This window comes from Pseudomonas wayambapalatensis (assembly GCF_049942315.1).
Lineage (GTDB): Bacteria > Pseudomonadota > Gammaproteobacteria > Pseudomonadales > Pseudomonadaceae > Aquipseudomonas > Aquipseudomonas wayambapalatensis.
Genome location: NZ_JBNFMU010000185.1, coordinates 35,978 through 50,082, shown reverse-complemented (window position 1 = coordinate 50,082; position 14,105 = coordinate 35,978). Strand labels below are relative to the sequence as shown.

12 protein-coding genes and 1 pseudogene are annotated in these 14,105 nt (G+C 57.7%); 8 read left to right on the top strand and 5 right to left on the bottom strand.

Going from position 1 to position 14,105, the window contains the following annotated elements; translation table 11 throughout:
- Window positions 1-236 precede the first annotated feature (236 nt).
- From ACPZMI_RS14390 to ACPZMI_RS14370, 5 genes and pseudogenes are all read left to right on the top strand, one after another.
- A complete protein-coding gene (locus ACPZMI_RS14390; RefSeq protein ID WP_426352501.1) occupies window positions 237-992 on the top strand; it encodes a sulfite exporter TauE/SafE family protein in 756 nt (251 codons plus the stop codon).
- A 49-nt stretch (window positions 993-1,041) separates the two neighbouring features.
- On the top strand, window positions 1,042-1,593 hold the full coding sequence (locus ACPZMI_RS14385) for a hypothetical protein (protein WP_054895166.1): 552 nt from the start codon (window positions 1,042-1,044) through the stop codon (window positions 1,591-1,593).
- 101 nt (window positions 1,594-1,694) lie between these two features.
- Window positions 1,695-3,164, top strand: coding sequence for an IMP dehydrogenase (gene guaB / locus ACPZMI_RS14380; RefSeq protein WP_054895167.1), 1,470 nt, complete (start codon window positions 1,695-1,697; stop codon window positions 3,162-3,164).
- Between the two features lie 78 nt (window positions 3,165-3,242).
- Window positions 3,243-4,820: a glutamine-hydrolyzing GMP synthase gene (guaA, locus tag ACPZMI_RS14375; protein ID WP_426352500.1), complete on the top strand. Its 1,578-nt coding sequence runs from the start codon at window positions 3,243-3,245 to the stop codon at window positions 4,818-4,820.
- Between the two features lie 307 nt (window positions 4,821-5,127).
- Window positions 5,128-6,338 (top strand): annotated as a pseudogene (locus ACPZMI_RS14370) (tyrosine-type recombinase/integrase).
- A gap of 42 nt (window positions 6,339-6,380) precedes the next feature.
- Here the strand turns inward: ACPZMI_RS14370 and ACPZMI_RS14365 are convergent.
- Together ACPZMI_RS14365 and ACPZMI_RS14360 are read right to left on the bottom strand one after the other, a co-directional pair.
- A complete protein-coding gene (locus tag ACPZMI_RS14365; protein WP_134278839.1) occupies window positions 6,381-7,109 on the bottom strand; it encodes a hypothetical protein in 729 nt (242 codons plus the stop codon).
- A gap of 289 nt (window positions 7,110-7,398) precedes the next feature.
- Window positions 7,399-8,349 (bottom strand): LuxR family transcriptional regulator, encoded by a 951-nt coding sequence (locus tag ACPZMI_RS14360; protein WP_426352499.1) that lies wholly within the window; start codon window positions 8,347-8,349, stop codon window positions 7,399-7,401.
- An 82-nt stretch (window positions 8,350-8,431) separates the two neighbouring features.
- Between ACPZMI_RS14360 and ACPZMI_RS14355 the strand changes: the two genes are divergently transcribed.
- The gene (locus ACPZMI_RS14355) at window positions 8,432-8,650 is read left to right on the top strand and encodes a helix-turn-helix transcriptional regulator (RefSeq protein WP_426352498.1); all 219 of its coding nucleotides are present in this window, start codon (window positions 8,432-8,434) and stop codon (window positions 8,648-8,650) included.
- A 57-nt stretch (window positions 8,651-8,707) separates the two neighbouring features.
- A complete protein-coding gene (locus ACPZMI_RS14350) occupies window positions 8,708-9,961 on the top strand; it encodes a replication protein (RefSeq protein WP_065260482.1) in 1,254 nt (417 codons plus the stop codon).
- Between the two features lie 316 nt (window positions 9,962-10,277).
- Here ACPZMI_RS14350 and ACPZMI_RS14345 read toward each other — a convergent pair whose 3' ends face one another.
- The 3 genes from ACPZMI_RS14345 to trbJ all read right to left on the bottom strand — a co-directional run bounded on the left by ACPZMI_RS14345 (window position 10,278) and on the right by trbJ (window position 13,151).
- Window positions 10,278-10,601, bottom strand: a complete 324-nt coding sequence (locus ACPZMI_RS14345; RefSeq protein WP_426352497.1) for a hypothetical protein — start codon at window positions 10,599-10,601, stop codon at window positions 10,278-10,280.
- Window positions 10,598-12,163, bottom strand: a complete 1,566-nt coding sequence (trbL, locus tag ACPZMI_RS14340; protein WP_426352496.1) for a P-type conjugative transfer protein TrbL — start codon at window positions 12,161-12,163, stop codon at window positions 10,598-10,600. The genes ACPZMI_RS14345 and trbL overlap by 4 nt, the downstream gene beginning before the upstream one ends.
- 193 nt (window positions 12,164-12,356) lie before the next feature.
- Window positions 12,357-13,151 (bottom strand): P-type conjugative transfer protein TrbJ, encoded by a 795-nt coding sequence (trbJ, locus tag ACPZMI_RS14335; protein ID WP_426352495.1) that lies wholly within the window; start codon window positions 13,149-13,151, stop codon window positions 12,357-12,359.
- A 476-nt stretch (window positions 13,152-13,627) separates the two neighbouring features.
- Here trbJ and ACPZMI_RS14330 point away from each other — a divergent pair, with 476 nt between their 5' ends.
- A complete protein-coding gene (locus ACPZMI_RS14330; RefSeq protein ID WP_426352494.1) occupies window positions 13,628-14,002 on the top strand; it encodes a plasmid mobilization protein in 375 nt (124 codons plus the stop codon).
- Window positions 14,003-14,105: the final 103 nt, after the last annotated feature.

The window sequence follows — 14,105 nt, the reverse complement described above, 5'->3', positions numbered from 1 at the left end:
AGCGCGACATCGAGTCGTACACACCAGGCGGTCGCGCGCCTGTGGCACAGGAATAATTGGCCCGAAACAAACGTAGGAGCGGGCTTGCCCGCGAAGCGCCGCGCGGGCGGCGCTCGATCTCAAGAGCGCCGCAGAATCCAAGCCAGGCCCCTTGAACCCCCTCACACCTCTCGAGCCCCCGCCAATTCCTGTAAGCTCCAGCCCACCCCCAAAGGACTGCCTCAGGACCCGGCACGATGCTCGAACTTCTCCCCGCCACCCCACTGGAATGGCTCCCGATCCTGCTGGCCGTCGCCGCCGCCTACGTCGTCTTCGGCATCGCCGGCTTCGGCACCGCGCTGGTCGCCGGCCCGGTACTGATCCACTTCATGCCGTTGTCGCGGATCATCCCCCTGCTGGTGCTGCTCGACTTCGTCGCCGCCTTCGGCAACCTGCTGCCCTCGCGCCGCGATGTGGTTCGCGGCGAACTGCTGCGTTTGCTGCCGTGCATGGCAGTGGGCTGTACCCTGGGCGTGGTGTTCCTGTTGCACCTGAAATCCGACCTGCTGCTGTTGCTGATGGGCCTGTTCGTCACCGCCTATGCCATCTACAGCCTGGCGGTGAAGGTCCGGCCGGCGAAGCTGTCCGGCTTGTGGGCGGTGCCGATGGGCACGATTGGCGGGCTGTTCGGTGCGCTGTTCGGCAGCGGTGGCTTCCTCTATGCGATCTACCTGAGCGCCCGGCTGGAGGTGAAGGAGCAGGTGCGCGCCACCCAGAGCGCGCTGATCAGTTGCAGCACCCTGGTGCGCCTGTCGCTGTTCCTGATTGCCGGGGTCTATGCCGACGCCAGCCTGTTGATGCTGGCAGCCTGCTTGCTGCCGGTGATGTTCGCAGGGCTCTGGGTCGGCAGGCGCCTGAGCCTGAAACTGTCCCGCGAAGCCTTCGTGCGGCTGGTCACCTGGCTGGTGCTGGCCAGCGGGGTGGCGCTGATCGGTCGCTACCTGAGCGGCTGAGCAGGGCGTAGAATTACGCGATTACCGCAGTCTCAGGCCCGTCCCGTTCATGAACACCCAGAGCATCATCGTCCCCAAGCAGTCCACCGTTCCGGTTCACGAGGCCCGCGCACGGGCGATCCTGCGCTGGCTGGTGCGCGAGAAGATCGTCGAGGAGCAACTGAGCACCTGCGGGCGCACCGGCAATCGCATGGGCCACGCCCTGGCCCAAGGCGCGCGCAAGGTGGCGCTGCATCCCGAGAAACTGCCCTTCGGCGAGCCAGTCAACGGCCTGGAGGTGATGCTCAAGCGCTGCATCTATACCCCCACCGACGGTTTTCGCGAGGAAGCGGGATGCCCTGAGTGTCGGCGTGAGGTGGGCGAGCCGCTGTTCGAAAGTCTGGAAGAGTGGATGCCGGGCGTCAGCGACAACTTCACCTGCCCGCTGTGCGGCTTCGAGGATGACATCAACGGCTTTCTGTATCTGCAACCCTGTGCCTTTTCCAACCTGGGGTTCATCTTCAACAACTGGGGCGAGGCCGGGTTTACCCAGGCGTTCCTCGACAGTTTCGCCGACTGGCTGGATCAGCCGGTCGCCGTGGTGCAGGTGAAGGTGGCCTGAGCGGCAGGAACTGGACCGAAGGCCCCTTTTTTGCATTGAGCGGCGCGCCATGGATGAGTATAATGGCGCGCTTCCATTTTTCCCGCCCGGGAGCCCCCGCGATGCTGCGTATCAGCCAAGAAGCCCTGACCTTCGACGATATCCTCCTTGTACCTGGTTACTCCGAGGTACTGCCCAATGAAGTCAGTCTCAAGACCCGTTTGACCCGTGGCATCGAGCTGAACATTCCACTGGTTTCCGCCGCCATGGATACCGTGACCGAAGCGCGCCTGGCCATCGCCATGGCTCAGGAAGGCGGCATCGGCATCATCCACAAGAACATGACCATCGAACAGCAGGCCGGCGAAGTACGCAAGGTCAAGAAGTTCGAGGCTGGCGTGGTCAAGGATCCGATCACCATCGATGCCGACGCCACCGTACGCGACCTGTTCGACCTGACTCGCCTGAACAACATCTCTGGTGTTCCGGTGCTGGAGAACGGTGACCTGGTCGGTATCGTCACCTCCCGCGACGTGCGTTTCGAGACGCGTCTGGAAGCCAAGGTACGCGACGTGATGACTCCCAAGGAGCGTCTGGTCACCGTCCGCGAAGGCGCCGACAAGAACGAAGTCCGCGAGCTGCTGCACAAGCACCGCCTGGAAAAAGTCCTGATCGTCGACGACAAGTTCGCCCTCAAGGGCATGATGACCGTCAAGGACATCGAAAAAGCCAAGGCCTACCCACTGGCCAGCAAGGACGACCAGGGTCGCCTGCGCGTCGGCGCTGCAGTCGGCACCGGCAAGGACACCGGTGAGCGTGTCGCGGCACTGGTTGCCGCTGGTGTTGACGTGGTGGTGGTGGACACCGCCCACGGCCACTCCAAAGGCGTGATCGACCGCGTTCGCTGGGTCAAGGAGAACTACCCGCAGGTGCAGGTGATCGGCGGCAACATCGCCACCGGTGCCGCCGCCAAGGCCCTGGCCGAAGCCGGCGCCGATGCGGTCAAGGTCGGCATCGGCCCGGGCTCGATCTGCACCACCCGTATCGTCGCCGGTGTCGGCGTGCCGCAGATCAGCGCCATCGCCAACGTCGCCGCTGCACTGGAAGGCACTGGCGTGCCACTGATCGCCGACGGCGGTATCCGTTTCTCCGGTGACCTGTCCAAAGCCATCGTCGCTGGCGCCTCGTGCGTGATGATGGGCTCGATGTTCGCCGGTACCGAAGAAGCCCCGGGTGAAGTCGAGCTGTTCCAGGGCCGTTCGTACAAGGCATACCGTGGCATGGGCTCGCTGGGTGCCATGGCACAGGCGCAGGGTTCTTCGGACCGTTACTTCCAGGACTCCTCGGCCGGTGCCGAGAAGCTGGTTCCGGAAGGTATCGAAGGCCGCGTCCCTTACAAGGGTGCCCTGGCTGCGATCATCCACCAGCTGATGGGCGGGCTGCGTTCCTCCATGGGCTACACCGGCAGCGCGACCATCGAAGAGATGCGCACCAAGCCGGAGTTCGTGCGCATCACCGGTGCCGGCATGGCCGAGTCCCACGTGCACGACGTGCAGATCACCAAGGAAGCCCCTAACTACCGCGTAGGCTGAGGCTTCAGCAACAACCGAGAGCGGGGCTGTCACGAACAGCCCCGCGTCGTTTCCGATTTCCACTGACGAGATTGAGTCATGGCCCTCGACATTCACGCTCACCGAATCCTGATCCTCGATTTCGGTTCCCAGTACACCCAGCTGATCGCCCGCCGCGTGCGCGAGATCGGTGTCTACTGCGAACTGCACCCGTTCGACATGGACGATGAAGCGATCCGCGCCTTCAACCCGCGCGGCATCATCCTGGCCGGTGGCCCCGAGTCGGTCCACGAAGCCAATAGCCCGCGTGCACCGCAGGCGGTGTTCGACCTGAACGTACCGCTGCTGGGCATCTGCTACGGCATGCAGACCATGGCCGAGCAACTGGGCGGCAAGGTCGAAGGTTCCGACCTGCGCGAGTTCGGCTACGCCCGCGTCGACGTGGTCGGCAAGAGCCGCCTGCTCGACGGCATCGAAGATCATGTCGACGCTGACGGCGTACTGGGCCTGGACGTGTGGATGAGCCACGGCGACAAGGTCACCCAGATGCCGGGCGACTTCCACGTGCTGGCCAGCACCCCGAGCTGCCCGATCGCCGGCATGTTCGACGATGCCCGCGGCTACTACGGCGTGCAGTTCCACCCGGAAGTGACCCACACCAAGCAGGGCGGTCGCATCCTCTCGCGCTTCATCCAGGACATCTGCGGCTGCGAAGCCCTGTGGACCCCATCGAACATCGTCGAAGACGCGATCGCCCAGGTGCGTGAGCAAGTCGGTTCGGCCAACGTCCTGCTGGGCCTGTCTGGGGGCGTCGACAGCTCGGTGGTTGCCGCGCTGCTGCACCGCGCCATCGGCGACCAGCTGACCTGCGTATTCGTCGACAACGGCCTGCTGCGCCTGCACGAAGGCGACCAGGTGATGGCCATGTTCAAGGAGAACATGGGCGTCAAGGTGATCCGTGCCGATGCGGAGCAGCAGTTCCTCGACAACCTGGCCGGTGAGGCCGACCCGGAGAAGAAGCGCAAGATCATCGGCCGTACCTTCATCGACGTGTTCGATGCCGAAGCCAGCAAACTGGAAAACATCCAGTTCCTCGCCCAGGGCACCATCTATCCCGACGTGATCGAGTCGGCTGGCGCCAAGAGCGGCAAGGCCCACGTGATCAAGTCGCACCACAACGTCGGTGGCCTGCCGGAGGAAATGAACCTCAAGCTGGTCGAGCCGCTGCGTGAACTGTTCAAGGACGAAGTGCGCAAGATCGGCCTGGAGCTGGGCCTGCCGTACGACATGGTCTACCGCCACCCGTTCCCGGGCCCGGGCCTGGGCGTGCGCATCCTCGGTGAAGTGAAGAAAGAGTACGCCGACATCCTGCGTCGTGCCGACCACATCTTCATCGAAGAACTGCGCAAGGCCGACTGGTACCACAAGACCAGCCAGGCATTCGTGGTGTTCCAGCCGGTGAAATCGGTCGGTGTGGTCGGCGATGGCCGTCGCTACGCCTGGGTCGTCGCACTGCGCGCCGTCGAGACCGTGGACTTCATGACCGCACGCTGGGCGCACCTGCCGTACGAGCTGCTGGAGACTGTCAGCGGCCGTATCATCAACGAGATCGACGGTATCTCGCGGGTGACCTACGACGTGTCGAGCAAGCCGCCGGCGACGATCGAGTGGGAATGATCCCGCGTCCGGCACTGCCCGGTACGGTCTAGCAAAAAATGCCCTGAAGCCCGCGTAATTGCGGGCTTTTGGCTTTTTGGGTCTGGCAAGTTCAGGCAGCGTTTTGCATCGTCAAGCATGGTTTTTTTATGGCATGGTACGGGGTACCAACTGCATCCGATGCCATGCATGACGCTTGATACCATGTCCCTTGTTTCAAGATGGGCATGGTATCGGGATAGCCAAGAGGCCCGGTTTTACTGGGGTTAAGCCCCATTCTCCCGCGCTTTTCAGAGCATGGTATTTTTTCATGGAATAAATGGAAGCCATGCTTACTGATACCAAGCTTCGAAACCTCAAGCCGCAAGACAAGCTCTACAAGGTGATTGACCGCGATGGCTTGTACGTGCGGTCACACCGGCCGGCTCAATCTCCTTCCGCTACAACTACTCCATCAATGGCCGGCAGGAGACCATCACCTTCGGTCGTTATGGCTTGGGCGGGATCACCCTGGCAGAGGCACGTGAGCGGCTAGGGGAGGCGAAGAAGATGATCGCCGCAGGTAAGTCCCCTGCTAAGGAAAAGGCGCGTGCGAAGGCTCGTACCAAGGGCGCAGAGACCTTTGATGATTGGGCTGAAAAATGGCTGCGCGGCTATCAGATGGCGGACTCGACACGAGATATGCGCCGGTCAGTCTATGAGCGCGAATTGAAGCCGAAGTTTGGCAATCAGAAGCTCGCTGAAATCACTCATGAGGATCTGCGGGCGCTGACTGATGCGATAGTGGAGCGGGGGGCGCCTGCAACTGCTGTCCACTCCCGTGAGATCGTGCTACAGGTCTATCGCTGGGCCATTGAGCGTGGCCAGAAGGTTGAAAACCCAGCGGACCTAGTGAGGTCTGCCAGCATCGCCAAATTTGAGCCACGTGATCGGGCGCTGACGCCTGATGAAATTGCGCTGATGTACCAGTACATGGATCGGATCGGAACAGCGACGTCGGTTCGTGCCGCAGCCAAACTCCTGCTGCTGACGATGGTGCGCAAAAGCGAGCTGACCAATGCGACGTGGAGTGAAATCAATTTCAGCGAGGCGCTATGGACGATCCCCAAAGAGCGGATGAAGCGCCGAAACCCTCATTTGGTGTTTCTGTCCCGGCAGGCATTGGATTTCTTCATTGCGTTGAAGACCCTGGCTGGAGGTTCTGAGTACATCCTGCCGTCACGCTACGACTCCGACTTGCCAATGAGTGCAGCCACGATCAACCAGGTACTGACGCTGACCTACCGTCTTGCTCAAAAGGAAGGGGTACCTCTAGGAAAGTTCGGCCCCCACGACCTACGCCGCACAGCTAGCACGCTGCTGCATGAGGCGGGTTACAACTCTGACTGGATCGAGAAGTGTTTGGCGCACGAACAGAAGGGTGTGCGAGCCGTTTACAACAAGGCTGAATATCGCGACCAGCGCCGTGCGATGTTGCAGGATTGGGCCGATATGGTTGATGAATGGACGCTTAAGAAACCTCGTCAAACAAATGAGTAGCAAAAGGAACCCGCCAGAGGCGGGTTCTTCTGTGTTCAGTCTTTACTTCGTCTCTTTTCCTCTAATTGACGCTATTGCTTCAAATGCTCGCTCATAAACACTCACAGGAGGCTTTCCGAAACTAACGACTGATGGGGAGAGCATCTCTGAGTATTTTACAAACTTTTCTGGGTCGTTATTTGCAGCCAATAGCGCGCTAGCTTGCGAGTCATAAAGCTCCGCTAGCTGTGAGTAATACCTTATAAAGGAAACTGCTGTCTGGAATAATAGAATTGAAACAGCTATAGCACCAAATGTAAAGGCCATAGACGATACGGAGCTTGTCCATTCCGGTGTTTCTTGCACGAATGGCTGTTTCGAATACGCTGTCTGGGTGCGCTCATAGAAATTCACCAGTTGCTCAAGCTCGCTCATGTAGGCGGTGCGCTCATCGATTGTAAAACTTTCTTCCTTGACGTCTTCACCATCCATCCGCCTTCCCATGTTAATGATGCTGTCAGGATAAATTTTCTCGAGAAGATCGTTGGATTTGCGTAAAAATAATCCAGGGTCACGCATTTTGTTAAAAGAGATTTTCTCGCCAAGTTCTCGGAGTGAATATGTCTTGGTCTGACTCGAGCTAAACACAGCCGCCACTGCAAGGCTCATTAAAATTAACAAGCCCAAAGCTATATAGAGTCTTGCTGTCCTAGATCGCTTGGCTCTCCTTTTCAAGTCTTCTATCGCTGCTGTGTAGCCTGAATTTACGTTGAGTTCCGTAGCACTTTCCATGTAATAACCGCTCTGTGTAATTTAGGTGGTTTGTATTGTGATGCCTAAGATGGTCTGTAAATTTCCGGATTTGTAAGAGGCCGCCATGACGCATTAAGTGTGGACGCGAAAATAACTAGGCGGCCGTTTTTCTTCAGAGACAAGGGCCGGGAAAAGGGGGGGCTGCTGGTCGTGGATAACTGTTTTGCCGTTAACCATGTGCGAAATCTGGTCAGATCAAATGCAAGTGACTGGACGCGTCGAATACAAACGTTTGGGCTTATGTGTGCAATGACGCAGTTTGACTCACTCATGCTTTCGAAAGTCGAAAGCAATCAGGAATTGAGCGAAGAGCTTTGGATACTGCTTGGCGCTCGATCTCCAGTCTGCGAGCTATTTCTGACTGGTTGAAGCCGAATTTTTGCAGTACGAGGATTTGCTTTCTTCGGTCTGTCAGCTTCACGTCCACCATTAGTCGAGCGAGATTTCTTAGCTCCGCTTCGTCCGCTAAGTGTAGGGTTCGGCTAAGCATGTATCGAAAGATATACGCGTCGACGAGCTCGTCACCTGACTTTGCCTTAGGCTCTGCTCGTATCGCGCATTGTCTGCTCAATCTCGCCAGTTCAAGGTCAAACTGCGCTACGGCCCTCTTTGCTTGCCTATACGCAGGATTCCAGCTGCCATCATGCGTCTTTGGACGATGCGTTGTGCAATAAAGGTTGCTCAGGCGTAGGTGCTCGTCGGGGTCGCGCTGACCCTCACCGGTAGCGAAGGCTGCTAGCTCGGCTTGACTGCCACAGAACCTACAAAAGCCTTTCAAGCGCTGGTTGTTTAAGCCGCCTACATCTTCAGATGACGGTTTCTTGCGCTTACATGCCATCACCAATTCGATCAGCGTCTCGAGCGTCGCAGTAAAGCAGCGATCTTTCTTCGACTGTTGGTCGTGGGTCAAAACAAAGGCACGTAGCAGTTGCCGCTGCAAGCGGATCATGGCGGGAAACCCTACCAGTTTCATGATCGCACTGAACGCCACGCCTGTACCGGCTCCGGGTATATGCCCTTGGTAGCGCGCAGGAATCTCTTTCGCGTACGCCGCTACGGCCGGGTCGATTAGCTCCTCTACCAGCCTTGCGATTGGATAGCGTTTCGAGGCCGTGGAGTAGGCGCTCCATCGGTCACGGAACTGTTCTATCGCCTCTGCAACGGTGGCGTTACACCCTTCCCAAATAGCTATGGTTGACTGTTTTTTCATGTCAACCATTTTAGCCAATCATTCCGTCGAAGCAATAGGCACCCAAAGGCACGATCAGGCACTCATTCGCAATGACTGGTAGGGCCTAGCAATGCATACATTGAATAGAAAACTCATCGACAAAAAGACGCTCCTGACGATGATTCCGCTGTGTGAGCGCACCATCTATAACTTTGAGATGAAGGGCAAGTTCCCGCGCCGAATTGCGTTGAGTAGCCGCAAGGTCGTCTGGGATTTAGCTGAGGTTGAACAGTGGATAGATACATGCAAGGAGGGAGGCCCAGCGCGTAGGCCGGGAAGGGCGATCTAAGCGGTGCGGGGTGCTATCCCGCAGCTTGCGCTGTTCAGTCCCGGGGACGAGGCGCAGATGTATCACGATAGTACTAGGAGCGGATTTTTCTCATTGCTCGTCGATTCTCGTGGTGGAAAGCGGCAGTCCTCTCATCGCTTGGCCGACATGCCAAAGGTGCTCAATCTGTTGGACAAAAAGATTGACACTTGGATTTCGCAGGCTGAGTTCATCCGGCCCAATCGGCGTGTCGTCAATCTGTTGCGGCTGGGGCTGCTGTTCGCTGACCTAGATACCTACCGCGTGCCCGCGCTGGCCAGCCGTAAGCCCGACGAGCTGGCCGCCTCGGTGCTGTTCCTATGCGCCGACACGGGGTTACCCGCGCCCTCGATACTGATCTACAGCGGCCGAGGCATACAGGCCAAATGGCTGCTTGAGGGTACGATACCTCGCCAAGCCTTACCTCGCTGGAACGCCTGCCAACGCTACCTTGTAGATCGTCTTACCCACGTCGGCGCCGATCCCATGGCCAAGGACGCTAGCCGAGTGCTGCGCACCGTGGAGACAGTCAACAGCAAGAGCGGCGAGGTCTGCCGCGTAGTTCACGTCCAAAGCGGCAATGACGGCCAGCCGATCCGCTACAACTTCGAGTATCTGGCCGAGGCGCTGCTACCGGCTGCTCGCTGGACTATCGAGCAGCAACGGCAAGAACAGGCCGAACGCCGTGCCAAGAAAAAGCGTTTCCTTTTGGTGCCCGGAGGCAAAGCTGACAATCTGCGTGGATTCTCAGGCCGGCAGCTTGCTTGGGATCGTCTCGAAGACCTGCGCAAGCTTGCCGAGTTGCGTGGTGGCGTCGGAGAAGGCAGCCGTATGCAGCACCTGTTCTGGCGGCTCAACTTCCTACTGCTGTCCGGGGCGACCAACAGCAAGCAGATGTACCACGAAGCGGCAGCGCTGGCCCGCGAACTCGATCCGCAGTGGAACAGCCGTTCCAAGGAATTAATGACGCTGTTCAGCAAGGCCAAAGCCTACGAGGCCGGGGAGAAAGTCACCTTTGGTGGCAAGGAGTTCGCGCCCCTTTACACGCCCAAGAACGACACCCTTATCAACCTGTTCAGAATCACCGCCGAGGAACAGCGGCAGCTCAAAACCATCGTCAGCCAGGTCGAGGCCGCGGAACGTCACAGGAAGCGCGAGGAAGCGCGCCGACGCGCCGCAGGTGCGGTAGGCCGGGAAACCTACGAACAAGCGTCCCTGACCCGCCAGAAGCCTTGGGAGGCCCTTGGGATGAGTCGCCGCAGTTGGTATCGAGCAGGTAAGCCAACGGCCTAGGAGGCTGAGACAAGTCCGTGCGTATTACACACAGAAAACTCTTGGGCTTTTGATATCAACACAGCCTGGTTTGCACCAAAGGCGGAGGGATCACCGGGATAGCGGTAGTTGGCACAAGTCCGTGCGTATTACTAATGGCGAAGCCCCCGGGGTTTTGACGGCGGCCCATTCGCGCAGGTTATCCGCAGCCTCGCTTCACCGATTCTTCTTCCTTTGAGGGATGTTCAAAGTTCGTGCGTATTACTAATGTTGCTAATAGCTCATCGCTGAAAATGGGCGGGGAGTGGTGATGCTCCCGCCCTTACTGCTGGATGAGCTACTGGTGATTCTCGGGGGCCTCTCGCCTTTGAGCTTTTTGCACCGTTCGTATCGCCCTCACCATTTGTTGGGCCTGGGCTGCACTGCTCTTGCTACCCAGCAAAGGCAGGCGATTCAGATGCTGCGCTCCGGAAAACATGTGAAAGGAGGCTGAAAGAGCCAGCGGGCTAACTCGTAGCTGCAAAGCAGTCCATTGTTGATCCAGTCTATCGAGCAATGGTCCATGGCCTTTGCTGCGTAGCCACCTGCCGAGCGCCCACAAGGCGATTGCGGAGGTCGATGCGAACACGGCGAATCCTGCGAACTTCAAAATTGCCATCATGGTTGTTTCTCCGGTTGGTCGTTGCTTGAGGCCATTCCTGGCACATTTAGCGATGTAAGTTGGCCGGGGGGGAAATTGCTTTCAGAGGCCGGACGGATAAGGTTGGACTCTGCTTCTGCAGCATCTCCGCTTTGGGGCTGAACGGTCGTATTGGACTCATCAGAAGCTGGTGATGAAGAGCCGGCACCAAGAGAAAAAGAGTGCGCGTTTTCCATGCCCGGCACGGCCATTGAGGCCATCACCCCGAGTGCCTTTGCTCCCCCATTGGCTGCTTGGGAAAGTGCGCTGCCGGAGCTGACAACGCTCCCTTGCTGCGTCGCTTGTTGGTCTTTGTCATTGCTGCTCTGAGCGTTTTTTACAGCCTGCTCGGTGGCCTGCTTAGCGCTGCTTGCTGTTTGCTGTGGGGCCGTGCTCCCACCTACTCGAGTACCGGACGCCGCTGCCCCTTTGGCTGCTGCTTGTCCGCCCGTGCTTGTACCGATGCCAGCGGTTGCACTGCCGCTGGAGGCAGTCGCTGCAGGCGCACCGGCAAAGCTGGAGTTGATCGAGGTGGCCAGACCGCCGCCCGCCCCACTGGCACCGGCGGTAACGCCAGTCCCAGAAGCGCCGAGAGCACCAGCTGCAGGAGCGGCAGCCCCAGCCGTGGCGATAGTGGCCGCAGCAGCTGCCGCCCCGGCAGCACCAGCCACTGCCATTCCACCAATGGCCGAGCCGCCGCTCATTGATGTGCCGCTAATCATGCCGCCGATTAGGTCAGGAATCGTCTTCGTCAGATAGCAGCACACCAAGGCTAAACCGACCATTGTCATCAATGAGGCTTCGTCGTTGGTGTAAGCAGCTAACCATTCTTTGGCCGACTGTACGATCAGCCCAACGATCAGAGTCAAGACGAACAACTTCGCGCCGATTGCCACGGTGAACCGCATGGGCGCAATCGCGAAATCGCGTGTCCATTGCGAGCCGCCAAAACCGTAGAACAGCACTGATGCGTTAATGATTACGTAGGCCTCTACGAGCGTTACAAACATAAACGCTGCGATAAAGGCGAAGCACGCCAAGACCAGTACCGCGCATACTGCGATCAGAACTCCTTTGCCCGGAGAGAACACTGAAATGCCCTTCACCATAGTGCGGCCGAAGTCCAGGGCTACCGCGAGCATATCGCCGGGTTCTAACGCTCGGCCAAGACCGCTCGCCGATGCGGCCGCATCGCGGAAGCTGTCAACAATGGCTGTCGACCATTCCAGGGAGTAGGTCATTACCGCCAGGAAGAAACCGATCACCATGATGAAGCGCAGCAGCTCTCCGACTATCTCGCCCAAATCAGCTTGTTTCATGACCAGAGGCATAAACGTCCAGATGAACTGGATGGTGGCGAGCAGCCAAAATAATCTTATGGCGTAGTCGTACAGCTTTCCCGACCACTGGTGAGACTGCTGCAAAACAAGATCTAGCAGTCCCTGCACCGAGGTGTCGGCCTGGGATAGGTCTGTTGCAGCCATCGCATTTCCGGCCAAGAGCATGCTTGCTAGGGCAATAAACAACAGCAGGTGACGTTCCATAATCAGTACCCTTGAACGCCGCCGCGAGAGTTAGGACGTGCCTCAAAAGCAGCATCTGCGTCATGCTGCTTCCTCTGTTGCTCAGACGCCACAGCGCAGTCGGTATCGCTTTGAATGACCACAGTGGCAACTGAGCCCACCATTGCGGCCCCGGCGCAAATGAGGGTCATGAACCATTTCGAGATAACCATCCTCAATACCCCTTCACGCCGCCACGTTTGCTTTCACGTGCTTCAAACTGCTGCTCGGTTGCTTCGCTAGCGGCTTTTCGGTCGCCTTGCTGAGCCATGTAATTGCCCTGCATATTGATTTGCGTGGCCACCAGATCACGCAGCTTTTGCAGTTGCTGCACGTTCTGCGAAGCTATTTCGTTGCCCGCCTGAATGGCTTGCATCCGTCCTGCGGCACTTTGCGAACGTGCCATCATGCGGTTGAGCAGGGCGTCTTCCGACTGAAAAGTGCTGGTGTTAAGGTTCGCCGCTTCCATTGCCGTTTTGGCGTTGTCGCGGCCTTGCTCCGACCATTCTTTATAACGGTCTCGCATCGGAGTTTCTGCCGAATTCGCCACTTGTTGAAGGTAGGATTCGAAGCCTGGAAACGCAGCATTGAACTGTGCATCTATGTTCTCAATTTGACGGCCCAACGCCTGCGAGCGTTGATAGATATTGACCACGCTTTTTAGGTCGGCAGCGATGCTCCCAAACATCGAGTTGGGTAGCCCAGTGCCTTGTGTGACCATGTTTTGGTACTGCTGTATCTGAGTTTTAAGTTGCTCTGCCGTATTTAGTGCTGTGTTGACCTGTTCGGCATACTCAAACATCTGTTGATAAAACGTCGAGCAGTTTGCGCAATAGATGGCGTAAGCAGGGGAGGGCGCAGTGTATATACCCACTCCGACGAATGTACTCGCCAGCGCGATAGCAAGCCTTACGTTTCGACCTGACTTTCGGGAAGCATAAATCAAGGGTTTTCGTGGTTCCAGCTCCATATCGAATTCCTCATCTGTGACGCTCGAGTTTTGATTATTCACTGATATGGAGAGGTTATAAATATGCGGATAGTTTTCTATCCGCCTTCACTCGCTTGGAAAGTCCCGAAAGTGTACCGAAATCAACAGAGGGGAGGCGCCCTTGGTCTGCGTTCTTAATTGCGGGTGACAGTGTTTATTTAAGGCAATTTAGTGCAATTTAGCGAAATTAAACGCAACTCAAGGCAACTCAGATATAAAAGCTAGAGTTTGAGAAGGTTTTTGGGGGTGTAATGCTGTAAGGAATCGAAAGTTGTCTTAAATTTATTTGAACTGCGCTTATTCGGACGGCAAGATGTGTGTTGTACGGGTACGGGCAAGCCCGCACCCCTCCAACACCGCCCCTTATTCGCCTTCGGCTCAACGGTATCTTGCTCTGCGAGGCCCCAGCCGCTGCCGCGTCTAAGAGCTGAAAAGCAACAACAGGAGCACAAGCCATGACAGAGGGCACCAAAAGAAAGGCCCCACCTCGAAGACGCGGAAAGCCGATAGAGGTGTGGGTGACTGACGAGGAAAAGGCGACCATCACGGAGCGCGCCGAAGAAGCGGGCATGTCCCGTTCGGGTTACCTGCGGGCGCTCGGGCTGAACACGCCAATACGGTCGGTCGTTGACCTGACCGCTGTGGCCGATCTGGCCAAGGTCAATGGCGACCTTGGGCGGGTCGCGGGGCTGTTGAAGCTCTGGCTTGCGGAGAAACACGGCCACGGAGCAAGTGCTGTCGAGGTCGAGCGGATGATGATCGAGTTTCGTGAATTACAAGCGGGTATTCGTGAAAAAATGAGCGCTGTCGTTTTTGCTCGAAAAACCTAAGGGCTGAGCGCTGAACCTCTCTAGGTTGGGAAACCGATTCATTCCTGACATTTGCTAAGAGGGAACACTTTTCTGTTAGCCGCTTTGAAAGGAAAGGCGTAGG

Coding starts and splice junctions, on each gene's coding strand:
- guaA (WP_426352500.1), top strand. CDS start 3,243: ATGGCCCTCGACATTCACGCTCACCGAATCCTGATCCTCGATTTCGGT.
- ACPZMI_RS14390 (WP_426352501.1), top strand. CDS start 237: ATGCTCGAACTTCTCCCCGCCACCCCACTGGAATGGCTCCCGATCCTG.
- ACPZMI_RS14385 (WP_054895166.1), top strand. CDS start 1,042: ATGAACACCCAGAGCATCATCGTCCCCAAGCAGTCCACCGTTCCGGTT.
- ACPZMI_RS14360 (WP_426352499.1), bottom strand. CDS start 8,349: ATGGTTGACATGAAAAAACAGTCAACCATAGCTATTTGGGAAGGGTGT.
- ACPZMI_RS14350 (WP_065260482.1), top strand. CDS start 8,708: ATGTATCACGATAGTACTAGGAGCGGATTTTTCTCATTGCTCGTCGAT.
- ACPZMI_RS14365 (WP_134278839.1), bottom strand. CDS start 7,109: ATGGAAAGTGCTACGGAACTCAACGTAAATTCAGGCTACACAGCAGCG.
- ACPZMI_RS14330 (WP_426352494.1), top strand. CDS start 13,628: ATGACAGAGGGCACCAAAAGAAAGGCCCCACCTCGAAGACGCGGAAAG.
- trbL (WP_426352496.1), bottom strand. CDS start 12,163: ATGGAACGTCACCTGCTGTTGTTTATTGCCCTAGCAAGCATGCTCTTG.
- ACPZMI_RS14355 (WP_426352498.1), top strand. CDS start 8,432: ATGCATACATTGAATAGAAAACTCATCGACAAAAAGACGCTCCTGACG.
- ACPZMI_RS14345 (WP_426352497.1), bottom strand. CDS start 10,601: ATGATGGCAATTTTGAAGTTCGCAGGATTCGCCGTGTTCGCATCGACC.
- trbJ (WP_426352495.1), bottom strand. CDS start 13,151: ATGGAGCTGGAACCACGAAAACCCTTGATTTATGCTTCCCGAAAGTCA.
- guaB (WP_054895167.1), top strand. CDS start 1,695: ATGCTGCGTATCAGCCAAGAAGCCCTGACCTTCGACGATATCCTCCTT.